Genomic DNA, 21954 nt, shown 5'->3' with positions numbered 1-21954 from the left:
TGAAGATAGTTTTATACAAAAGCATTTATTTCAATTAATTGAAAAGCGTTTGATTATCTTTAATCTTGATAATTAAAGGTGAATTTAAGAATTGTTTATAATATTTATCAATAATTTTATAGGTACTAAATTTCTAATTAAGCTATTGTTGATTATAGTGAAATAAGGAAAGCCATGAAAAAAATATTATGGATTATATTATTATTTTTTCCCGCCGCTCACGCTAGCCAGTGTGAACTAAATTTTCATAAAATAAATTTTGAAAAGTTTTTCGCTCAATGTCATCAAGAAGCAGAACAAAATAACCCTAATGCTCAATTCAATTTAGCACTTGTATATGATGAGGGTAAAGGCGTTGGGCAAGATAAACAAAAAGCAGCTTATTGGTATACTAAAGCGGCAGAACTAGGTCACCTTGAAGCCCAATTCAATTTAGCGCAGATGTATTATCAAGGCGATGGAATTGAGCAGGATAAACAAAAAACTCTTTTTTGGTACACTAAAGCTGCAGAACAAGGTTACTTAAATGCTCAAAACAATTTAGCAGCTATGTATTTTAATGGTGAAGGAACCGAAGCGGATAAACAAAAGGCATTTTTCTGGTTTGAAAAAGCGGCAGCACAAGGTAATCCTTTTTCACAGTACAATGTCGCTATCATGTACTATAATGGTAACGGAGTGGAGCAAAATAGATCGTTAGCTAAAGAGTATTTCAAGCAGTCTTGTGATCAAGCTTTTCAAAAGGCTTGTGACGAATTAGAAAAATAATACTATTATTTGATGATTTGAGAAAAACCACCTTAAATCATTAAGATGGTTTGCATGAAATATTTATTGGTTTTAAATAAACTTATTGTTTATCTTCAACAACTGTAACTTTTTTAATATAAACTGGCTCAACAGGCACATTTTGATGTGGTCCCATACGTTTAGTTGGTACATTCACAATTTTATCAACAATATCCATTCCTTTGGTGACTTTTCCAAAAACAGCATAGCCATATTTTTCTGGTCCTTTGTAGTTGAGGAAATCGTTATTCACAACATTAATGAAGAATTGGCTAGTTGCGCTATCTACTGCATTGGTTCTTGCCATTGCGATAGTTCCACGATCATTTTTTAAGCCATTATTAGCTTCATTTTTGATGGGTTGTTTAGTTTCTTTAAATTTTAATTGATCATCAGCACCACCACCTTGAATCATAAATCCAGGAATGACACGATGGAATGTTAGATTTTCGTAATAACCACTATTAGCATAATCAAGAAAGTTTTTCGTAGTGATTGGAGCATGTTCGCTATCTAACTCAACTTCAATATCGCCCATGCTGGTTTGAATTAATACTTTAGTATCAGCCAAAGTAATGGTTGAAAAGAGGGTTAATAATATTCCTATAAATAACACTTTGATTTTTTTCATTTTATAAATCCTTATTATTATGTTGCCGGAAAATTATACCGAATATTGGTTTAATTGAAATCATAAATATGCAAAATCAATTAAAATTTTGTGTGGTAAATCGCAATATTTTTCTAAACCAGTAAAAAATGACTTATATTCACTATAATCCAGAATATTATTAAATTTATATTCTTCTTTATGACTATTTTTAAACCATTAATTAGCTCAAAAACCCCGTTCCTCAACTTTTTTCTGAATGATGATGCGATGTATTTTATGTAATATGCCTTTGGTGCTATCTCACCATGGAATTTGCAGCCAATGTATAGAAAACTTACCGAAGCTAAATAAAGTTTGCCATCAATGTTGCCTTCCTCACTCATTATCAACAAATGAATGTTACCGATGCCGAGAGAAAAAACCTTATTGGGATGAAATGGTGGCTGTAACAGGCTATATCGATCCATTAAAAAAATTAATTCAACATTTAAAATTTCATAATAAAATCGAATTAACCAACGCATTAGCTAGGCTAATGTTTTTAGCCTGGTATCAACGTCGATTAAATGATGGTCTTGCTAAACCTGACATTGTGACTTGTGTCCCTTTACACCATTTTCGTTATTGGTCTAGAGGTTTTAATCAAGCGGCATTATTGGCTAAGCCAATAGCTAGATGGTTAAATCGAGAATTTAAGCCTTACCTATTGTCGCGAAAATTTGCAGCTCGCGATCAGAAGAACCTATCGCTTAAGCAAAGAATGAGTAATGTAGAAACACTTTTTCGATGTCACTCTGATTTAACCAATCAATCGGTAATGCTTATTGATGATATTGTTACTACCGGTAATACGATAAATGTTATTAGCCAGCAATTAAAAGAGAGTGGTGCCGCTTATGTGCAGGTAGTTTGTTTGTGTCGGACCGTCTTGTAAAATCCAAAACACCCCCTATAATAACCAAGAGAGTAAGTCAACTATTATCGATGATGTTGAGGATTATCAATGTCAATCGTGTCAAAGTGAGGGATTATGTCTATTATTACCATTTCTGAATCAGCTCAACAACATTTTAAAAAATTGCTTGCGAATCAGCCTGATGGTACTCAAATTCGGGTTTTTGTTATTAATCCTGGCACGCCATCTGCTGAATGTGGGGTTTCCTATTGTCCGGCAGATACTGTTGAAGATGGTGATATCGAAGAAGAACAACAAGCAGGTTTTTCTGTTTATATCGATGAAATTAGTGCACCTTTTTTAGAAGAAACCGTGATTGATTATGTGACAGATGAATTAGGTTCACAGTTAACTTTAAAAGCGCCAAATTCAAAAATGAAAAAGGTTGCGGATGATGCCCCATTAATTGAGCGCGTTAATTATGTTATTCAAGCTCAGGTTAATCCTCAATTAGCTAGTCATGGTGGCCATGTTAGCTTAGTGGAATTGACTGAAGATAATTATGCTATATTGCAATTTGGTGGTGGTTGTAATGGTTGTTCAATGGTTGATTTTACTTTAAAAGAGGGTATTGAAAAGCAATTGCTTGCGGAATTCCCTGAATTAGCAGGCGTTAAAGATATTACTGAACATCAAGCGGGAAGCCATTCTTATTGTTAAAAATTTTTCGATTTAAATCTTGCTTATTGCTGGGATTAAGTCATAATCGCATGATGTCTGCCAATTCACTTTATGATGGGGTTTTATGAATCAAGTTAGTATTATTTCAGATCTTATCGTTTGGATTGAAAAAAATTTGGAGCAGCCCTTATCTATTGATAATGTTGCCCAAAAATCAGGTTATTCAAAGTGGCATTTACAACGGATGTTTAAAGAAGTAACCGGTCAAGTGCTCGGTACTTATATTCGTCACCGCAGATTAACTTATGCGGCATTATCTTTGCGAATGACAAGCAAACCTATTTTAGATATTGCTATGCAATATCGTTTTGATTCACAACAAACTTTTACCCGATCTTTTAAAAAACAATTTAATGAAACACCAGCCAGCTATCGACGAGGTGAATTTTGGGATCCAACTGGCTTAACCCCGGCTATTGAATTAAATAAAAATCGACTCTCTTTACCTGAACCTAAATTCGTTAATATGCCAAAGCAAACATTTTGGGGAATTTCATATAAGAATAACTGTAATTTGAGCCAAATTTTAGATGAAGAAAATAAATTAAGATCGCAGTTTTTTCATAATTATCTGTCTCATTATGAGAACAAGAGTGAATGTTTACCCGACAAAATCTTTGCTTTTAGTCGTATTTTAAAAAGTAAAGATAATGCTAATGAGCAAGAACTTTTATATACCATTGCTTTAGATCACAATAACAATTTGGAGCATATTGAGCCTTTTGTTAGTGAAGGTGGTTTATATCTTTGTTTTAAATATATTGGTCCACCAGAAAATTTTAGTGATTTTATTTCTCAAGTCCATTTAGCGGCGATGCCAGCCTTAAAAGTGCGATTGCGTAGTTCAAGCTGTTTAATTGAAATCCATCATAATCACCATGATGATTCTGTAAAATGTTTTGAAGATATCCTTAGCATGGAATGTGATTATTGTGTCCCTGTTGTGGCGGATGAAGAAGTCAATATTCAATCAAACCTATCGTTATAACATGCTATCGTCATGAATATTGACGATAGTTTTTAGTCATTAGAGTTCAATAAAATCTTTTCTAGCCATGCTTTAAATTCAGGTGTTGCTTCTTTTAAACTGTTTGAACCTCTGGTGACTGTTGCAATACCGATTTTCAGTTGATCTTTAAGCTGGCGCTGATTAATTGATCCATCAAGTAATGAGCGTACAATTTTGACTCGTGTAATTAAAGCATCACGTTCATCAGATGTCATCAGTAGTTTTAAAATATCTAATGAATAACCGTTATTAAATGCTTGGTGTAATATTTCAACCGTTTGGTTCCATTCTTTAGTTTTCATGTAATGCACCATTAGTATTGTCTATTAAATTCTTTTTTTGTCAGTATATGTGGGGTTTGTTCCCCTAAAATGTGCTGATAAATATAATCATATACTAATACACTTTTGACATAATTTCGTGTTTCATTGAAAGGAATACTTTCAATAAATTCGACTGCATCAAGTTTTCCGTTGCTATTATTCAACCATTTTTTTACTCGGCTTGGACCTGCATTATAGGCTGCTGAAGATAAAATACGGTTATTATCATTTTGTAAATAAACGCTGTTTAGAAAATAAGTGCCTAATTGTACATTAGTCATAGGCTCAAATAATTGGTTTGGTGAATTATAGCTAATGTTGGTGACTTTTTTGGCCGTTTCTTTTGCTGTTGCTGGCATTAATTGCATTAAGCCACTTGCTCCGACAGGAGACTGTATTGCTGCATCAAAAGCACTTTCTTGACGCGTGATGGCTAAAGCGTAAGATAGCGGAATAGCTTTATCTTTTAAAGCTTCATTATATAGCTTTTTGTACATGATAGGTAATCGTTCTGTCCAATTATCCCATAATTTTCCAGATATTGTTGCTTGAATACTAAGATCTCCCCAGCCCTTGTGGTAAGCATATTGAGCTAAATCGAGATATTCATTTTCTTTTGCTTTAAGTATATAACGCCATTCTTGTTTTGATTCCGCTAGCATACCTAAAAACCTTAGCTCTTTGATTCGAATGGCAAATGGTTTTTGATCATATTTGGCTTTCAAAGAATTTACTTCTGTTGTTGGCAGTTTTTTAGATAAATTATTGATTATATATGGTTGATTAAGTGCTTGAGCACTGATCATTCCATAAAAACCTCGGTTGTTGCTCAATGTTTTTAAAATATTTTTGGCTTCATTGGTTTTCTTATTTTTAAGTAATACTCTGGCTTGCCAGTATTGCCATTCTTCTTTTAATTGGTCTTCTGGCTTTAATTGTTTTATCCAATGAGCAATATCTTTGTAGTTATTTGCATCAATAGCCATGCGAATACGTTTTTCAACTAATGCAGTATCATGGCTTTTAGTTAGGTAATTATCTCGCCATTTGCTCTGTTCTGTTGTTACTGAATCACTAAAATAGCTATTTGCTAAGCTACTTTGTAATCTATTTTGTTCCTCATCAGTTAGATTCTGTTTTTTTATCAGTTGTGGTAACAATGCTGCCGCAAGATTTTTGTCGGCTTTGACTAAACGAGGGTAAGATGCTAAGACTATTTTTTTGGTAAATGTGCTGGTTTTAATGTTTTTGGAAAATTCGTCAAGTTTTCTTGGATTATCAAGCACGGCCAATAAATAATTTGTTTGATTATTGTCATCTAATAAGTTGGTTAAATGACGAGCGAGTTTTAAATTATTGCTTTCAAATGCAAGCTCAATACGAGATAAAATAAGATTTGATGTACGTTTTCCACTTTTTGACCATGCATCCAACAATGGATCACACGCTGAAGGTAATTCTTTCCCCGTTAACCATAGCGATTCGACACTATCTAAAACCGATTTGTCATTATTTTTTTGTAATTTTGCATATTGATATCGACAATTAGAGCTAATTGAATTGTCTTTAGGAAAAGAGACTATGGCATTCCAATCTTTGCGATTTGATAGTTCATTCAAATAAGCTTGAGTTAATGATGAAGTTAATGGAAAGTCATCATATTTTTTTACAAAACTACTGACGAGTTGTGGTGGTACCGTTTTGATATTTTTTTGAAAAAACTGCACAGCCGCATAAGGATAAAGTGAGTAATTATTTAATTGTTTTAGTAATGCTTGTTGCTCATCATAGTTTAATGATTGATAAGTGTTTTGCCATCTTTGATAATTTTGGCGCAACTCATGTTGTGATGCTTCTACAAATAGACTGTTTGCCAATAAAGTGCTTGATATTAAACACCAACGTATTACTAAATTCATTCCTTAACTCCAGTATCAAATCAGCCTATTAGATTAGCATATTTGGTTATATTTCGTCGATGATGAACTGATAACTTAATTCCCACTAAAATAGTCAACTAAATACTTGACTAAAATTAAAGGATATATAAAATATTTATTATTAAATATAGAGGAATGATTAATGAAATTGACATCAAAAGGGCGTTATGCGGTTACAGCTATGTTAGATGTAGCGCTGCATTCTGGTTCCGGCCCTGTATCACTTGCTGATATTTCAGAACGTCAGGAAATTTCACTATCTTATTTAGAACAACTTTTTTCTAGGTTGCGTAAAAATGGTCTAGTCTCAAGTGTAAGAGGTCCTGGCGGTGGTTATGTACTTGGTCGTAGTATGGATCAAATTGCGATTAGTTCGATTGTTAAAGCAGTAGACGAAACTGTTCATGCAACCAAATGCCATGGGCATACTGGATGTCAAAAAGGTGTAAGATGCCTTACTCATAGTTTATGGAATGATTTAAGTGAACGAATAAACGATTTTTTGACCAGCATCACGTTAAGCGAACTAGTGAATAATCAGGAAGTAAGAGCTGTCGCAAATCGACAAAGTCATCTCCATCACGCCAGAATTAATTAAAGAAATAGAATACAGAATTTGTAATTGGGAGTAATTAATGAAATTACCTATTTATATGGATTATGCAGCCACTACGCCTGTTGATCCAAGAGTAGCTGAAAAAATGATGCAGTATTTAACACCGGATGGTGTTTTTGGAAATCCCGCTTCACGTTCTCATAAATTTGGTTGGCAAGCAGAAGAAGCTGTTGACATAGCGCGTAACCAAATTGCTGATTTAATTGGTGCAGATTCACGAGAAATTGTTTTTACATCAGGAGCGACAGAAGCAGATAACTTAGCCATTAAAGGTGCAGCACATTTCAATCAAGCTAAAGGTAAACACATTATTACCTGTAAAACTGAACATAAAGCCGTACTTGATACTTGTCGTCAATTAGAACGAGAAGGTTATGAAGTTACTTATTTAGCGCCAGAATCAGATGGTATACTTAACATTGATAAATTAGCTGCGGCAATGCGTAGTGATACAACAGTGGTATCTATTATGCACGTTAATAATGAAACTGGCGTTATTCAAGATATCGAAAAAATTGGTGAGATGTGTCGTGAAAGAGGTATTGTATTTCATGTTGATGCAACCCAAAGTGTTGGTAAGTTGCCAATTGATCTGTCTAAATTAAAAGTCGATCTTATGTCATTTTCTGGACATAAAATCTATGGACCAAAAGGGATTGGTGGTCTTTATGTTAGACGTAAACCTCGTGTGCGCATTGAAGCTCAAATGCATGGTGGAGGTCATGAACGCGGTATGCGCTCTGGTACATTACCAGTTCATCAAATTGTTGGTATGGGCGAAGCTTATCGCATAGCCAAAGAAGAAATGGCTACAGAAATGCCCCGCCTTTTGGCATTAAAAAACCGTTTATGGAATGGTTTAAAAGATATCGAAGAAGTCTACCTTAATGGTTCATTAGAACATAGTGTTCCTAATATCTTAAATGTAAGCTTTGCTTATATTGAAGGTGAATCACTTATGATGGCTTTAAAAGACTTAGCAGTATCATCAGGTTCTGCATGTACATCTGCAAGTTTAGAACCGTCTTATGTATTGCGAGCATTAGGACTTAACGATGAGCTTGCACATAGCTCAATTCGATTCTCACTTGGGCGATTTAGTACCGAAGAAGAAGTGGATTATGTTATTAAGTTAATTAAAGATTCTATCGGTAAATTAAGGGATCTTTCTCCACTTTGGGAAATGTTTAAAGATGGTGTTGATCTAACAAAAATTAAGTGGTCAGCCCATTAAAATTAGGAGCAAATTATGGCATACAGTGATAAAGTCGTCGATCATTATGAAAATCCCCGCAATGTTGGCTCTTTCGATCAAAATGATCCTAATGTCGGTAGTGGAATGGTTGGTGCCCCAGCGTGTGGCGATGTAATGCGATTACAAATCAAAGTTAATGATGATGGTATTATTGAAGATGCTAAATTCAAAACTTATGGTTGTGGTAGCGCCATTGCTTCAAGTTCATTAGTGACTGAATGGATCAAAGGTAAATCGTTAGATGAAGCTGAAGCGATTAAAAACACAGATATCGCTAAAGAACTTGCCTTGCCACCAGTTAAAATTCACTGTTCAATTTTAGCCGAAGACGCAATTAAAGCGGCAATTGATGATTATAAATCCAAAAAAGGACAACGTTGATGGCAATCACATTAACTAATAGTGCAGCCAATCGAGTTCAAGCTTTCTTAGCTAATAGAGGTAAAGGGGTTGGACTCAGATTAGGAGTGAGGACCTCTGGTTGCTCAGGTATGGCTTATGTCCTAGAATTTGCTGATGCTATTAATGACGATGATAGTGTATTTGAAGATAAAGATATCAAAGTTATCGTTGATAAAAAGAGCTTAGTTTATATTGATGGAACAGAGCTTGATTTTGTCAAAGAAGGCCTAAACGAAGGCTTTAAATTCAATAATCCTAATTCTAAGAATGAATGCGGTTGTGGCGAAAGCTTTAATGTTTAGTTGGGACATGAATTTTGACTAATTATTTTGAATTATTTCAATTACCGATTAAATTGCCAATTGATAATGGCCAGTTAACGGTCAACTATCAACAGTTACAACGGCAATATCATCCTGATAATTTCGCTCAGGTAGCTGATAATGAAAAAGTGGCAATTATTCAGAAGTCGGCAATGATTAATGATGGCTATCAAACATTAAAAAATCCGATAAAAGCGGCTGAATATTTGTTATCTTTGCAGGGATTTGATGTCGCTACAGAACAGAATATTATTCACGATGCTGATTTTTTAATGGAACAATTCAGTTTGCGAGAAAAATTGGATGATATTGAAAGCCAAAATAATCTTGATCTTTTAGATAATTTTTATTCGGAAATTTCAGAACGAAAAAAACAAGTCTATCAGCAATTATTGGATTATATTTCGAAACAAGATTGGCAAACCGCACTTAATCAAATCTATAAAATCCGTTATCTGGCTAGGTTGATTGAACAAATCGAAAAGTTACAAGAAAAGCAATTTGCTTTATAATTTAAGATTAAGTCACACATCAATTAGAGATAGATCAAATGGTATTATTACAGATTAGTGAACCAGGGCAAACACCAGAACCTCACCAGCGTCGTGTAGCAATTGGTATCGATCTTGGAACAACTAATTCCTTAGTCGCAACAGTTCGTAGCGGACAATCCGAAGTATTGCCTGATTTAGAAGGCGATGCCTTATTGCCTTCAGTTGTGCATTATGGTGTTGATCATGATGATAATACTATTATAACTGTCGGAAAAAATGCTAAAACTAATGCGGCAAGTGATCCATTAAATACTGTTAGTTCTATAAAACGTTTAATGGGAAGAAGTTTATCTGATATTGATATTTCGCGTTTTCCTTATACGTTTTCCCAAACTGATAATGGTGTTCCTTTATTAAATTTACCTAATCAACAAGTTAATCCCGTACAAGTTTCATCTGAAATTTTGATTGCTTTAGCTGAACGTGCTAAGCAGAGTTTAGCAAGTGAAATTGATGGGGCGGTAATAACCGTACCGGCTTATTTTGATGATGCGCAAAGACAAGCAACTAAAGATGCAGCTAAATTAGCTGGACTGCATGTTTTAAGATTATTGAATGAACCAACCGCTGCTGCGATTGCTTATGGTTTAGATTCAGGCAAAGAAGGGGTGATTGCTGTTTATGATTTAGGGGGTGGTACGTTTGATATTTCTATCTTGCGCTTACATAAAGGGGTATTTGAAGTTTTAGCAACGGGGGGCGATTCTGCGCTTGGCGGTGATGATTTTGACCGACTACTTGCAGATTATTTAAAAAGACAAGTCGGTTTAGAAAATAACACTGATCCCCATATCAACCAAAAAATTATTGATGAAGCGGTTAAAGTCAAAATTGCACTAAGCCAGAAAGATTCTGTTTTAGTCAACATAGAAGATCAATCTTTAACTATAACGCGTGAGCAATTTGAAACGCTAATTGAACCTTTAGTCAAACGAATGTTGGCGGTTTGTCGTCGAGCATTAAAAGATGCTCAAATTAATGTTGAAGAAGTTAGTGAAGTTGTGATGGTCGGTGGTTCAACACGAGTGCCATTAGTAAGACAATTGGTTGGTCAATATTTTGAAACCGAACCTTTAACTTCAATAGATCCAGATAAAGTTGTTGCCATTGGTGCAGCAATACAGGCGGATATACTGGTTGGCAATAAGCCTGATTCGGATATGTTATTGCTTGACGTGATTCCTTTATCATTAGGTATTGAAACGATGGGCGATTTAGTAGAAAAAATCATCCCTCGTAATAGCACAATACCGTGTGCGAGAGCACAAGAATTTACCACATTTAAAGATGGCCAAACGGCTATGATGATTCATGTTTTACAAGGTGAACGAGAAAGTGTTAATGATTGTCGATCATTAGCAAAATTTACTTTAAGGGGCATTCCTCCTATGCCAGCAGGTGGAGCTCATATTCGAGTTACCTTTCAAGTTGACGCTGATGGCCTATTAAGTGTCACTGCAATGGAAAAATCGACAGGAGTTGAGGCTGCAATTCAAGTTAAACCATCTTATGGACTGACAGAAAATGAAATTGCGACCATGATTCAAGATTCAATCAATTATGCAAATCAAGATAAACAAATAAGAATGCTTGCAGAGCAGAAAGTGGAAGCAGCACGAGTTCTTGAAACATTGCAAAGTGCTTTAGATAAAGATGCCGATTTATTAGATGAAGAGGAACTTAACCTCATATTACAGGCTAAAAATCAATTACAGCAAGCGACTGGATCTGATGATTATTATTTGATTGAGCAAGAAATTAAACATGTTGATAATGCAACGCAAACTTTTGCAGCAAAACGCATGAATAGATCAATACGCCATGCCTTAACCGGGCATAGCGTTGATGATATTTAACCAAAGAGATTATTATGCCAAAAATTACCTTTTTACCAAATGCTGATCTTTGTCCTGAAGGAAAAACTGTTGAGGCAGAAGAAGGCGAATCTATTTTAGAAGTTGCTTTGCGCAATGACATTGAAATTGAACATGCTTGTGAGATGTCTTGTGCTTGTTCAACTTGCCACTGTATAGTTCGAAAAGGATTTGATTCACTTGAAGAGAGTGATGAACAAGAAGATGACATGCTCGATAAAGCTTGGGGCGTTGAGCCTCATAGCCGTTTAAGTTGTCAAGCTCGAGTGACCGACGAAGATCTTGAAGTCGAAATTCCAAGATATAGCCTAAATCACGCCAAAGAAGATCATTAATTAGTCGCCTTTATGGCGACGTGATTTCCTCAAAAACCCTGCTCCTCAACTTTTTTAATTGTGATAGTTATCACATTTTATCAATCTAGTTTATTTGTTTGCTTTTAACCTTTTCATAATTCTGCTATTGTCAAAAAATAAACATGTGTTTAAAAATCGACAGGTGTTTATGAATAAAAGAGAAAAATAGATCCTCACAATTATTCGCAATAATCCTTTCATTCAACAGCATGTTATTGCTGGTATGTTAGGCATTACCCGTTCTAGTGTGGCAGGTTATATTATGACGCTGACTCAAAAAGGCTATATAAAAGGAAAAGGGTATCTTTTATCTGAAAATAATCATGTTGTTGTCGTTGGTTCATGTAATATGGATGTGACTGGTTATTCAGATAAGAAATTAGTTTATGGAGATTCTAATCCCGGTAAAATTCGTTGCACACCTGGTGGTGTAGGGCGAAATATTGCTGAAAATTTAGCGTTATTAGGGCTTGATACATACCTTATTTCAATGATAGGTGATGATTTTTATGGTGCGCAACTTATCGAACATACTCGAAAATCCGGCGTTAATATGGATCATTGCCACGTGGTAAAAGGAGATCGTACTTCAACCTATCTTTCTTTACTTGATGAGTCAGGTGAAATGGTGATAGCTGTTAATGATATGGATATTATTAATAAGTTAAACCCAAGCTTATTAAATGAATCAAAACAGTTAATTCAACATGCTAAATTACTGGTTATTGACTGTAATTTGCAACAAGAAGCTCTGACATGGCTATTTAGTAATGCTGGCTCTATTCCGATTTTTGTTGATACTGTTTCAGCATTTAAATCCTATAAAATCAAAGATTGGTTATCATATATTCATACCTTAAAACCAAATCGTTTAGAGGCCGAAATTTTAAGTGGAATAAAAATCGAAACCAATGATGATACTCCTAAAGTAGTTGACTGGTTCCATCAGCAAGGTGTTCAGCGAATTGCCATTAGTGCTGGAGCTGATGGCGTTTACTATAGTGAAATCGATGGTGATCGTGGTTGGTCCGCGCCAATTCCTACCGACATTGTTAGCGTAACTGGTGCTGGTGATGCGATGCTGGCAGGGCTTGTACAAGGTTATTTGGATGGACTGAATTTTTATCAAAGTGTGAAATTTGGTCAAGCCTGTTCATCATTAACATTATTATCAGAATTTACTAATAATCCTAATTTATCAATTAATTGTGTTCAAAATATTTTGGAGTCCCTTTCATGAACAATATGTCTAAGTATAATCAATATCTTGATATTTCGCCTGAAGTTAAACGAGCGCTTGAAAATAATCAACCTGTCGTTGCTTTAGAATCTACTATTATTTCACATGGTATGCCTTATCCACAAAATGTGGAAACAGCATTAAAAGTGGAAGAAATAGTCAGAAAAAATGGCGCAATTCCTGCAACGATTGCGGTAATTAATGGTCGTTTAAAAGCGGGATTATCCAAAGAAGAGATCACCATTCTTGGTAAAGAAGGGTTAAATGTAACAAAAGTGAGTCGTCGTGATTTACCTGTTGTTGTTGCCAATAAACAAAATGGTGCGACAACGGTTGCAGCTACAATGATTATTGCTGAATTAGCTGGTATTCGAGTTTTTGCAACCGGCGGGCTTGGTGGTGTTCATCGAGGTGCTGAGCATACCTTTGATATTTCAGCCGACCTTCAAGAACTCGCTAATACTAATGTTGCGGTAGTCTGTGCTGGGGCGAAATCAATTTTAGATTTAGGTTTAACAATGGAATATCTTGAAACATTTGGTGTACCTGTGGTTGGTTATCAAACAGAAAAACTGCCATCGTTCTTTAGCCGAACTAGTCCGTTTGATGTTAGCGTAAAACTAGATAGCGCTAAACAGATTGCTGACATGATTAAAGTAAAATGGGATTTAGGTTTAAATGGTGGAGTTGTGGTTGCAAATCCTATCCCGACACAATATGCAATGGATGAAGCGTTAATTACGGCAGCAATTGAAAAAGCATTAAAAGAATCAGTTGAGCAAGGAATTAAAGGTAAAAAGACTACCCCATTCTTGTTAGCGAAGGTGGTTGAGTTAACTGGTGGTGATAGCTTAGAAGCAAATATCAATCTTGTTTTTAATAATGCAAAATTAGCATCTGAAATCGCGATGAGTTATTGCAATATTAAATAAAAATGATGTATTGAGGCGCATTTTGATAGTCAGACTTGAGTGACTGATAGCGACATAAATATGTCAAAAAACCCCGTTCCTCAACTTTTTTGATAGCTATTAATGATCATATTTTCTCTATCTGTATGATAATTAATACTTGATGTTGATTAACTAACGGGGTATAATCCCGCCACTTTGTTTATTGTCTTTATGTAAGCAAATGAGTAAAAAGATATAATCTTTATGTAAAAATATTGAATTATATCAACAATATTCCCGATTTGGGAATTACGAAAAAGAACGGATTACACTCTCCTGTCAATCGAAACAGGGCAAGAGGAGTAATCTTTTGTTATAACTTTTAAATAGTGGAGCTCTGGTCTCATGTCGAACCAAAGAATCCGTATTCGGTTAAAAGCGTTTGATCATCGTTTGATTGATCAATCAACTGCTGAAATTGTAGAAACTGCGAAGCGCACAGGCGCACAAGTTCGTGGTCCTATTCCATTACCGACACGCAAAGAACGTTTCACCGTATTGATTTCTCCGCACGTAAATAAAGATGCGCGTGATCAATATGAGATTCGTACTCACAAACGTCTAGTTGATATCGTTGAGCCAACTGAAAAAACAGTTGATGCTTTAATGCGTCTAGACCTTGCTGCCGGTGTTGATGTGCAGATCAGTTTAGGTTAATCCTAAGCTGAATGATTGAGAGGTCTAAACAATGATTGGTTTAATCGGTCGTAAAGTAGGAATGACACGAATCTTCACCGAAGAGGGTGTTTCTATTCCTGTCACCGTAGTTGAAGTTCAAAGCAACCGCGTTACTCAAGTTAAAACTCTTGAGAATGATGGTTATCAAGCTATTCAGGTTACTACTGGCAGCAAAAAAGCAAGCCGCGTAAATAAACCTGAAGCAGGTCATTTCGCTAAGGCTGGCGTTGAAGCTGGTCGTGGTCTATGGGAATTCCGTTTTGAAGAAGGCGAATATACTGTAGGTCAAAGCATTAACGTTGATATTTTTACAGACGTTAAAAAAGTTGATGTTACTGGAACATCTAAAGGTAAAGGTTTTGCTGGCGTAACTAAACGTTGGAATTTCCGTACTCAAGATGCAACACATGGTAACTCTTTGGCACACCGTGGTCATGGCTCTATCGGTCAAAACCAAACTCCAGGTAAAGTGTTCAAAGGTCGTAAAATGGCAGGTCACCTAGGTAATGAACGTGTAACTGTTCAAAACTTAGATATTGTGCGTGTTGATGCAGAACGTAACCTTTTATTAATTAAAGGTGCAGTACCAGGCGCAATCAATAGTGACGTAATTGTTAAACCGGCAATCAAGGCTTAACGTCGAGGAGATAGAGATGGAATTAGTAGTAAAAGACGCGCAAGCGCTTTCTGTTTCCGAAACTACCTTCGGACGTGAGTTTAATGAAGCGTTAGTTCACCAAGTAGTTGTTGCTTATGCATCTGCTGCTCGTCAAGGCTCTCGCGCACAAAAAACTCGTGCAGAAATCGCTGGTTCAGGCAAAAAACCATGGCGTCAAAAAGGCACTGGTCGTGCTCGTTCAGGTTCTATTAAGAGCCCAATCTGGCGTAGTGGTGGTGTAACATTTGCAGCAAAACCACAAGATCATAGCCAAAAAGTTAACCGTAAAATGTATCGTGGTGCATTAAAGAGTATTTTCTCTGAATTAGTGCGTCAAGAACGTTTAATCGTGGTTGAAACATTTACTGTTGAAGCACCTAAGACTAAATTATTAACTCAGAAATTAAATGATATGAACTTAAATGATGTTCTAATCATTACCTCTGAAGTTGATGAAAATCTTTTCTTAGCAGCACGTAACTTATATAAAGTTGATGTGCGTGATGTGGCAGGTATTGATCCAGTTAGTTTGATTGCATTTGACAAAGTGGTTATCACTGTTGATGCCGTTAAACAAGTAGAGGAGATGTTAGCATGATTCGTGAAGAGCGTCTGCTTAAAGTCCTGCGAGCACCACATGTTTCTGAAAAAGCATCTATTTCAATGGAAAAAACAAATACATTAGTATTGAAAGTTGCTAAAGATGCTACTAAGAGAGAGATTAAAGCCGCAGTTGAACAACTATTTGAAGTTAAAGTAGATGACGTAAATACTCTTGTTGTTAAAGGCAAAGTAAAACGTCGTGGTCAACAAATCGGTCGCCGTAGCGACTGGAAAAAAGCTTACGTTACTTTAGCAGAAGGTCAAAACTTAGACCTTGCTGGCGTCGCTGAGTAATTCGGAGGAGTAAGAACAATGGCAGTTGTTAAGTGTAAACCTACATCTCCGGGTCGTCGCCACGTTGTTAAAGTGGTTAACCCAGAGTTGCATAAAGGTAAGCCTTATGCACCGTTGCTTGATTCAAAAAGCAAAACTGGTGGTCGCAATAATAATGGTCGTATCACTACCCGTCATATCGGTGGTGGTCATAAACAACATTATCGTATTGTCGACTTTAAGCGTAATAAAGATGGTATTCCAGCAGTTGTTGAACGTTTGGAATATGATCCGAACCGTAGTGCAAATATTGCATTGGTTCTATATAAAGACGGTGAACGTCGTTATATTTTAGCGCCTAAAGGCTTAAAAGCAGGTGATCAGATCCAATCTGGTGTTGATGCATCAATTAAAACAGGTAACTGTTTACCGATGCGCAATATTCCAGTCGGTTCTACCGTGCATAATATTGAAATGAAACCAGGTAAAGGCGGACAACTTGCTCGCTCTGCTGGTAGTTATGTTCAAATCGTTGCTCGTGATGGTGCTTATGTAACATTACGTCTACGTTCAGGTGAAATGCGTAAAGTATTATCTGATTGCCGCGCCACTATTGGTGAAGTGGGTAATTCAGAACATATGCTTCGCGTATTAGGTAAAGCGGGTGCTTCGCGTTGGCGTGGTGTTCGTCCTACTGTTCGTGGTACAGCAATGAACCCGGTAGACCATCCACATGGTGGTGGTGAAGGTCGTAACTTTGGTAAACATCCTGTGTCTCCATGGGGTCAAAAAGCCAAAGGATTGAAAACGCGTAGCAACAAACGTACTGATAAGTATATTGTTCGCCGTCGCAATAAGAAATAATTAATATAGAGGATTAGCTATGCCACGTTCTCTCAAGAAGGGTCCTTTTATTGACCTACACTTGCTGAAGAAGGTAGAGAAAGCGGTGGAAAGCGGGGACAAGAAACCAATTCGTACTTGGTCCCGTCGTTCAACGATCTTTCCTAACATGATCGGTTTGACCATCGCTGTCCATAATGGTCGTCAGCACGTTCCAGTTTATGTTTCCGACGAAATGGTTGGTCATAAATTGGGTGAATTCGCGCCGACTCGTACTTATCGCGGCCACGCTGCGGATAAGAAAGCTAAGAAGAAATAAGTAGGAGAAAGAGATGGAAACAATTGCAAAGTACCGCCACGCTCGTTCTTCTGCACAAAAAGTTCGCTTAGTTGCAGATCTTGTTCGCGGTAAAAAAGTGTCTCAGGCACTTGATATTTTAACGTACACCAATAAAAAAGCGGCTGTACTAGTTAAAAAAGTATTAGAGTCTGCTATTGCTAATGCAGAGCATAACGATGGTGCTGATATTGATGATCTGAAAGTCGCGAAAATTTTCGTAGACGAAGGCCCAACCATGAAGCGTATTATGCCTCGTGCAAAAGGTCGTGCAGATCGAATTTTGAAGCGTACGAGTCACATCACCGTGATCGTCTCTGATCGCTAGGCTGGAGAATAGCAATGGGTCAAAAAGTAAATCCAAATGGTATCCGACTAGGCATCGTCAAGCCTTGGACATCTACATGGTATTCGGGTACAAAGACATTCGCTGATAATTTAGAAAGTGATTTTAGAGTGCGTGAATTCTTAAATAAAGAATTAGCACAAGCATCTATCTCTAAAATTGTGATCGACCGTTCAGCAGAAACTAACGTTCGCATTACTATTCACACTGCTCGTCCAGGTATTGTGATTGGTAAAAAAGGTGAGGACGTTGAAAAATTACGTAATGCCGTAGCTTCTATTGTCAATAAATACAAAGACAAAAGAGAGAAACGTGATGTTGCAGTACAAATTAATATTGCTGAAGTTCGTAAACCAGAACTTGACGCTAAATTAGTTGCTGACAGTATTACCTCTCAGTTAGAACGCCGTGTTATGTTCCGTCGTGCTATGAAACGTGCGGTTCAAAACGCAATGAAAGCGGGTGCTAAAGGTATCAAAGTTGAAGTAAGTGGTCGTTTAGGCGGCGCTGAAATCGCTCGTAGTGAATGGTATCGTGAAGGTCGTGTGCCTCTACATACTCTACGTGCTGATATCGATTATGGTACATCTGAAGCATTAACTACCTATGGTATTATTGGTGTTAAAGTGTGGATCTTCAAAGGTGAGATCCTTGGTGGTATGGCTGCCGTTGAACAAGCAGAAAAACAACCTGCTGCTCAACCGAAAAAGCAGCGCAAAGGCCGAAAACAATAAGGAGCGTCGCTGATGTTACAACCAAAGCGTACAAAATTCCGTAAAGTGCACAAGGGCCGCAATCGTGGTCTTGCTGTAAGTACTGACGTTAGTTTCGGTACATTCGGTCTTAAGGCTGTGGGTCGTGGTCGTTTGACTGCGCGCCAGATCGAAGCGGCACGTCGTGCAATGACTCGTGCAGTTAAGCGTCAAGGTAAAATCTGGATTCGAGTTTTCCCTGATAAACCAATTACTGAAAAACCACTTGAAGTGCGTATGGGTAAAGGTAAGGGTAACGTTGAATACTGGGTTGCTCAGATTCAACCAGGTAAAGTCCTTTATGAAATGGACGGTGTACCGGAAGAAGTTGCTCGTGAAGCATTTGCGTTGGCAGCTGCAAAACTGCCAATTAAAACCACCTTTGTGATTAAGACGGTGATGTAAATGAAAGCAAAAGAGCTACGCGAAAAAAGCGTTGAAGAGTTAAATACTGAACTTCTTAATTTATTACGTGAGCAATTTAACTTACGTATGCAATTAGCTGGGGGTCAGTTAACACAAACTCATATGTTAAAACAAGTGCGTCGTAATATTGCACGAGTTAAAACGTTATTAACTGAGAAGGCGGGTGCGTAATATGACTACTGAAGTAAAAATTCGTACTCAGCAAGGTCGTGTTATTAGCGACAAAATGGATAAATCTATTACTGTAGCTATTGAACGTAAAGTGAAGCATCCGTTATATGGTAAGTTCATTAAACGTACGACTAAATTGCATGTACATGATGAAAACAACGAGTGTGGTATTGGTGATACTGTTGAAATTAAAGAGTGTCGTCCATTATCAAAAACCAAATCTTGGACTCTTGTTCGAATCGTTGAAAAAGCAGTTAGTTAATCTTTTTGATTAAAAACTATACATAATATAATAAACGGCTCATCGGCCGTTTATTTTATGCTATCCATTTTATTTGAGTGGTGTTATACTATGCGCCCTCACATATGTGGGTTTTTGGTTGTCTATTCTTATCCATGGTAGTTGAGGTGGATGAAGGTAGATTAGACAATAATTAATTTATACGGAGCATTAAAATGATCCAAGAACAGACTAGGCTCGATGTTGCTGATAACTCTGGCGCACGTAGCGTAATGTGTATCAAGGTTCTCGGTGGATCGCATCGTCGTTATGCAGCTGTCGGTGATATCATCAAAGTTACCATTAAAGAAGCAATTCCACGTGGTAAAGTTAAAAAAGGTGATGTACTTAAAGCTGTCGTCGTGCGCACTAGAAAAGGTGTTCGTCGTCCTGATGGATCTGTCATTCGTTTCGATCGCAATGCTTGCGTTATTTTAAATAATAACAGTGAGCAACCGATTGGTACGCGTATTTTTGGACCGGTCACTCGTGAACTTCGTTCTGAGAAGTTTATGAAGATCATTTCATTAGCACCAGAAGTACTGTAAGGAGCGGGTAATGGCAGCTAAAATCCGTCGAGAAGATGAAGTTATCGTGTTAGCCGGTAAAGATAAAGGTAAACGCGGTAAAGTAAAAAGTGTTTTGTCTACTGGTAAAGTGATTGTTGAAGGTATTAATTTGGTGAAAAAACACCAAAAACCAGTACCTGCATTAAATCAAGAAGGTGGAATTGTTGAGAAAGAAGCGCCAATTAACGTTTCTAACGTAGCAATTTTTAACCAAGATACAGGCAAAGCAGATCGCGTAGGCTTTCGTTTTGAAGATGGAAAAAAAGTCCGTTTTTATAAGTCTACTAATAAATTAATCAATTAAGTAATTTGGAGTGTACGATGGCGAAACTGCATGATTACTACAAAGCACAGGTAGTAAATAAACTGCAAGAACAGTTTGGCTACAAATCTGTCATGCAAGTCCCTCGGATCGAAAAGATCACCTTGAATATGGGTGTGGGTGAAGCAATTACTGATAAGAAATTATTAGATAATGCGGTTGCTGATTTAGCAGCAATCAGTGGTCAAAAACCACTTGTCACTAAAGCACGCAAATCAGTTGCTGGTTTTAAAATCCGTCAAGGGTATCCTATTGGTTGTAAGGTCACTTTACGTGGCGAACGTATGTGGGAATTTTTTGAACGTCTAGTTTATATTGCTCTTCCTCGTACTCGAGATTTTCGTGGCTTAAGCGCAAAATCTTTCGATGGTCGTGGTAACTATAGCATGGGTGTTCGTGAACAAATCGTTTTCCCTGAAATCGATTATGATAAAGTTGATCGTGTTCGTGGTTTAGATATTACTATCACAACTACTGCACAATCTGATGAAGAAGGCCGAGCTTTATTATCTGCCTTTAACTTCCCATTTCGTAAGTAAGGTAGGGCATAATGGCTAAACAATCAATGATTGAACGCGATAAGAAACGCGTAAAGCTAGCAGAAAAATATTTTGCAAAGCGTCAAGAATTAAAAGCGATTATCTCTGATCTTAATGCATCAGATGAAGATCGTTGGAATGCAGTGCTTAAATTGCAAACGCTTCCTCGTGATTCTAGTCCATCACGTCAACGTCGTCGTTGTCGTCAAACCGGTCGTCCTCATGGCGTCCTTCGTAAATTTGGTTTAAGCCGTATTAAGGTTCGTGAGTCAGCCATGCGTGGTGAGATTCCTGGTCTTAAAAAGGCAAGTTGGTAATCAGGGGAGTGTTATAGATGAGCATGCAAGATCCTATAGCAGATATGTTGACCCGTATTCGTAACGGTCAAGCTGCGAATAAAGTTGCAGTCACCATGCCTTCCTCTAAGCTAAAAGTGGCAATTGCCAATGTGCTAAAAGAAGAAGGTTATATCGGGGACTATAAAGTAGTTGGTGACACTAAACCAGAATTGGAAATCACTTTAAAATATTTCCAAGGTAAGGCTGTTGTAGAAAGTATTAAACGTGTTAGCCGTCCAGGTTTACGTATTTATAAACGTAAAGATGAATTACCAAAAGTAATGGCTGGATTAGGTATTGCAGTTATTTCTACTTCTAAAGGTGTTATGACTGATCGTGCAGCACGCCAAGCTGGTCTTGGTGGTGAAATTATCTGCTACGTAGCGTAAGGGAGAAAAAAATGTCTCGTGTTGCAAAAGCACCTGTCGTTGTTCCTGCTGGCGTAGAGGTAAAACTCAATGGTCAGGTAATTACGATTAAAGGTAAAAATGGCGAGTTATCTCGCACAATAAATAATGCTGTTGTAATTAATCAAGAAGAAGGTCAAATTAAATTTGCACCTCGTGACGGTTTTGCTGATGCTTGGGCTCAAGCAGGTACAGCTCGTGCATTGATTAATGCAATGGTAATTGGTGTTACTGAAGGTTTTACTAAAAAACTTCAGCTAGTTGGTGTCGGTTATCGTGCACAAGTTAAAGGTAATGCAATTGGTTTATCTCTTGGATATTCACATCCAATTGAACATCAATTACCTAAAGGTGTAACAGCTGAATGTCCTTCTCAAACTGAAATCGTACTAAAAAGTGCTGATAAACAGTTAATCGGACAAGTGGCAGCAGATATCCGTGCTTATCGTCGTCCTGAACCTTATAAAGGTAAAGGTGTTCGTTACGCAGATGAAGTTGTGCGTACTAAAGAAGCTAAGAAAAAGTAAGG

The 21954-nt window shown here is 37.0% G+C and carries 33 protein-coding genes; 30 read left to right on the top strand and 3 right to left on the bottom strand.

What is annotated here, in order from left to right:
• Positions 1 to 174: 174 nt before the first annotated feature.
• Positions 175 to 768, top strand: coding sequence for a tetratricopeptide repeat protein (locus tag J3U00_RS08050; RefSeq protein WP_267332097.1), 594 nt, complete (start codon positions 175 to 177; stop codon positions 766 to 768).
• 82 nt (positions 769 to 850) lie between these two features.
• On the opposite strand, the gene J3U00_RS08045 is transcribed toward J3U00_RS08050, so the two are convergent.
• Positions 851 to 1420 (bottom strand): peptidylprolyl isomerase, encoded by a 570-nt coding sequence (locus J3U00_RS08045; protein ID WP_416379898.1) that lies wholly within the window; start codon positions 1418 to 1420, stop codon positions 851 to 853.
• Between the two features lie 244 nt (positions 1421 to 1664).
• Here J3U00_RS08045 and J3U00_RS08040 point away from each other — a divergent pair, with 244 nt between their 5' ends.
• The 3 genes from J3U00_RS08040 (at position 1665) to robA (ending at position 4026) form a co-directional block, all read left to right on the top strand.
• Complete coding sequence (locus J3U00_RS08040) at positions 1665 to 2336, top strand: phosphoribosyltransferase family protein (RefSeq protein ID WP_267332096.1); 672 nt, start codon at positions 1665 to 1667, stop codon at positions 2334 to 2336.
• A gap of 102 nt (positions 2337 to 2438) precedes the next feature.
• Positions 2439 to 3017 carry a Fe-S biogenesis protein NfuA gene (nfuA, locus tag J3U00_RS08035; protein WP_065562971.1) on the top strand — a complete coding sequence of 193 codons (579 nt, stop codon included), beginning with the start codon at positions 2439 to 2441 and terminating at the stop codon, positions 3015 to 3017.
• 85 nt (positions 3018 to 3102) lie between these two features.
• Positions 3103 to 4026, top strand: coding sequence for an MDR efflux pump AcrAB transcriptional activator RobA (robA, locus tag J3U00_RS08030; protein ID WP_065562955.1), 924 nt, complete (start codon positions 3103 to 3105; stop codon positions 4024 to 4026).
• Positions 4027 to 4058: 32 nt separating this feature from the next.
• On the opposite strand, the gene trpR is transcribed toward robA, so the two are convergent.
• Positions 4059 to 4349, bottom strand: coding sequence for a trp operon repressor (trpR, locus tag J3U00_RS08025; protein WP_218058433.1), 291 nt, complete (start codon positions 4347 to 4349; stop codon positions 4059 to 4061).
• A gap of 11 nt (positions 4350 to 4360) precedes the next feature.
• The gene (sltY, locus tag J3U00_RS08020) at positions 4361 to 6289 is read right to left on the bottom strand and encodes a murein transglycosylase (RefSeq protein ID WP_220225315.1); all 1929 of its coding nucleotides are present in this window, start codon (positions 6287 to 6289) and stop codon (positions 4361 to 4363) included.
• A gap of 163 nt (positions 6290 to 6452) precedes the next feature.
• Between sltY and iscR the strand changes: the two genes are divergently transcribed.
• The 26 genes from iscR to rplF all read left to right on the top strand — a co-directional run bounded on the left by iscR (position 6453) and on the right by rplF (position 21952).
• A complete protein-coding gene (iscR, locus tag J3U00_RS08015) occupies positions 6453 to 6908 on the top strand; it encodes a Fe-S cluster assembly transcriptional regulator IscR (RefSeq protein WP_065562952.1) in 456 nt (151 codons plus the stop codon).
• A gap of 37 nt (positions 6909 to 6945) precedes the next feature.
• Entirely contained in the window at positions 6946 to 8160 is a 1215-nt protein-coding gene (locus tag J3U00_RS08010; protein ID WP_065562951.1) for an IscS subfamily cysteine desulfurase, read from the top strand.
• A 15-nt stretch (positions 8161 to 8175) separates the two neighbouring features.
• Entirely contained in the window at positions 8176 to 8562 is a 387-nt protein-coding gene (gene iscU / locus J3U00_RS08005) for a Fe-S cluster assembly scaffold IscU (protein WP_065562950.1), read from the top strand.
• Entirely contained in the window at positions 8562 to 8885 is a 324-nt protein-coding gene (iscA, locus tag J3U00_RS08000; RefSeq protein WP_065562949.1) for an iron-sulfur cluster assembly protein IscA, read from the top strand. Before iscU ends, iscA begins: the two co-directional genes overlap by 1 nt.
• 14 nt (positions 8886 to 8899) lie before the next feature.
• Positions 8900 to 9418: a Fe-S protein assembly co-chaperone HscB gene (hscB, locus tag J3U00_RS07995; RefSeq protein ID WP_065562948.1), complete on the top strand. Its 519-nt coding sequence runs from the start codon at positions 8900 to 8902 to the stop codon at positions 9416 to 9418.
• 38 nt (positions 9419 to 9456) lie between these two features.
• Complete coding sequence (gene hscA, locus J3U00_RS07990) at positions 9457 to 11316, top strand: Fe-S protein assembly chaperone HscA (protein ID WP_267332095.1); 1860 nt, start codon at positions 9457 to 9459, stop codon at positions 11314 to 11316.
• Positions 11317 to 11330: 14 nt separating this feature from the next.
• Positions 11331 to 11669 carry an ISC system 2Fe-2S type ferredoxin gene (gene fdx, locus J3U00_RS07985; RefSeq protein ID WP_065562946.1) on the top strand — a complete coding sequence of 113 codons (339 nt, stop codon included), beginning with the start codon at positions 11331 to 11333 and terminating at the stop codon, positions 11667 to 11669.
• Between the two features lie 190 nt (positions 11670 to 11859).
• Positions 11860 to 12930: a PfkB family carbohydrate kinase gene (locus tag J3U00_RS07980; RefSeq protein WP_324169896.1), complete on the top strand. Its 1071-nt coding sequence runs from the start codon at positions 11860 to 11862 to the stop codon at positions 12928 to 12930.
• Entirely contained in the window at positions 12927 to 13862 is a 936-nt protein-coding gene (locus J3U00_RS07975; RefSeq protein WP_267332094.1) for a pseudouridine-5'-phosphate glycosidase, read from the top strand. The genes J3U00_RS07980 and J3U00_RS07975 overlap by 4 nt, the downstream gene beginning before the upstream one ends.
• A 366-nt stretch (positions 13863 to 14228) precedes the next feature.
• Complete coding sequence (gene rpsJ, locus J3U00_RS07970) at positions 14229 to 14540, top strand: 30S ribosomal protein S10 (protein WP_006120582.1); 312 nt, start codon at positions 14229 to 14231, stop codon at positions 14538 to 14540.
• 31 nt (positions 14541 to 14571) lie between these two features.
• A complete protein-coding gene (rplC, locus tag J3U00_RS07965) occupies positions 14572 to 15198 on the top strand; it encodes a 50S ribosomal protein L3 (RefSeq protein WP_034902384.1) in 627 nt (208 codons plus the stop codon).
• Between the two features lie 16 nt (positions 15199 to 15214).
• Positions 15215 to 15817, top strand: coding sequence for a 50S ribosomal protein L4 (gene rplD, locus J3U00_RS07960; protein ID WP_065562944.1), 603 nt, complete (start codon positions 15215 to 15217; stop codon positions 15815 to 15817).
• A complete protein-coding gene (gene rplW / locus J3U00_RS07955; RefSeq protein ID WP_034885052.1) occupies positions 15814 to 16116 on the top strand; it encodes a 50S ribosomal protein L23 in 303 nt (100 codons plus the stop codon). Before rplD ends, rplW begins: the two co-directional genes overlap by 4 nt.
• Positions 16117 to 16134: 18 nt before the next feature.
• On the top strand, positions 16135 to 16959 hold the full coding sequence (gene rplB, locus J3U00_RS07950) for a 50S ribosomal protein L2 (protein ID WP_065562943.1): 825 nt from the start codon (positions 16135 to 16137) through the stop codon (positions 16957 to 16959).
• Positions 16960 to 16978: 19 nt separating this feature from the next.
• Positions 16979 to 17257, top strand: coding sequence for a 30S ribosomal protein S19 (rpsS, locus tag J3U00_RS07945; protein ID WP_024496505.1), 279 nt, complete (start codon positions 16979 to 16981; stop codon positions 17255 to 17257).
• Positions 17258 to 17270: 13 nt separating this feature from the next.
• The gene (rplV, locus tag J3U00_RS07940) at positions 17271 to 17603 is read left to right on the top strand and encodes a 50S ribosomal protein L22 (protein ID WP_034884235.1); all 333 of its coding nucleotides are present in this window, start codon (positions 17271 to 17273) and stop codon (positions 17601 to 17603) included.
• A 14-nt stretch (positions 17604 to 17617) separates the two neighbouring features.
• The gene (gene rpsC / locus J3U00_RS07935; protein WP_065562942.1) at positions 17618 to 18355 is read left to right on the top strand and encodes a 30S ribosomal protein S3; all 738 of its coding nucleotides are present in this window, start codon (positions 17618 to 17620) and stop codon (positions 18353 to 18355) included.
• Between the two features lie 12 nt (positions 18356 to 18367).
• Positions 18368 to 18778, top strand: coding sequence for a 50S ribosomal protein L16 (rplP, locus tag J3U00_RS07930; RefSeq protein ID WP_025314389.1), 411 nt, complete (start codon positions 18368 to 18370; stop codon positions 18776 to 18778).
• The gene (gene rpmC / locus J3U00_RS07925) at positions 18779 to 18970 is read left to right on the top strand and encodes a 50S ribosomal protein L29 (protein WP_034902373.1); all 192 of its coding nucleotides are present in this window, start codon (positions 18779 to 18781) and stop codon (positions 18968 to 18970) included. It abuts the gene before it with no gap.
• A 1-nt stretch (position 18971) separates the two neighbouring features.
• The gene (gene rpsQ, locus J3U00_RS07920) at positions 18972 to 19232 is read left to right on the top strand and encodes a 30S ribosomal protein S17 (protein ID WP_025314391.1); all 261 of its coding nucleotides are present in this window, start codon (positions 18972 to 18974) and stop codon (positions 19230 to 19232) included.
• Between the two features lie 194 nt (positions 19233 to 19426).
• The gene (gene rplN, locus J3U00_RS07915; RefSeq protein WP_025314392.1) at positions 19427 to 19798 is read left to right on the top strand and encodes a 50S ribosomal protein L14; all 372 of its coding nucleotides are present in this window, start codon (positions 19427 to 19429) and stop codon (positions 19796 to 19798) included.
• A 10-nt stretch (positions 19799 to 19808) separates the two neighbouring features.
• Positions 19809 to 20123, top strand: a complete 315-nt coding sequence (gene rplX / locus J3U00_RS07910; protein ID WP_034884230.1) for a 50S ribosomal protein L24 — start codon at positions 19809 to 19811, stop codon at positions 20121 to 20123.
• 17 nt (positions 20124 to 20140) lie between these two features.
• Positions 20141 to 20680, top strand: coding sequence for a 50S ribosomal protein L5 (gene rplE, locus J3U00_RS07905; RefSeq protein WP_025314394.1), 540 nt, complete (start codon positions 20141 to 20143; stop codon positions 20678 to 20680).
• Between the two features lie 11 nt (positions 20681 to 20691).
• Entirely contained in the window at positions 20692 to 20997 is a 306-nt protein-coding gene (gene rpsN / locus J3U00_RS07900) for a 30S ribosomal protein S14 (protein WP_025314395.1), read from the top strand.
• A 17-nt stretch (positions 20998 to 21014) separates the two neighbouring features.
• Positions 21015 to 21407 carry a 30S ribosomal protein S8 gene (gene rpsH, locus J3U00_RS07895; protein WP_034884228.1) on the top strand — a complete coding sequence of 131 codons (393 nt, stop codon included), beginning with the start codon at positions 21015 to 21017 and terminating at the stop codon, positions 21405 to 21407.
• 11 nt (positions 21408 to 21418) lie between these two features.
• Positions 21419 to 21952 (top strand): 50S ribosomal protein L6, encoded by a 534-nt coding sequence (gene rplF / locus J3U00_RS07890; protein WP_065562941.1) that lies wholly within the window; start codon positions 21419 to 21421, stop codon positions 21950 to 21952.
• Positions 21953 to 21954: the final 2 nt, after the last annotated feature.

The sequence above is a fragment of the Gilliamella sp. B3127 genome, assembly GCF_026536935.1.
Taxonomy (GTDB): domain Bacteria; phylum Pseudomonadota; class Gammaproteobacteria; order Enterobacterales; family Orbaceae; genus Gilliamella; species Gilliamella apicola_E.
This window is presented reverse-complemented; position numbering and strand designations above follow the sequence as displayed.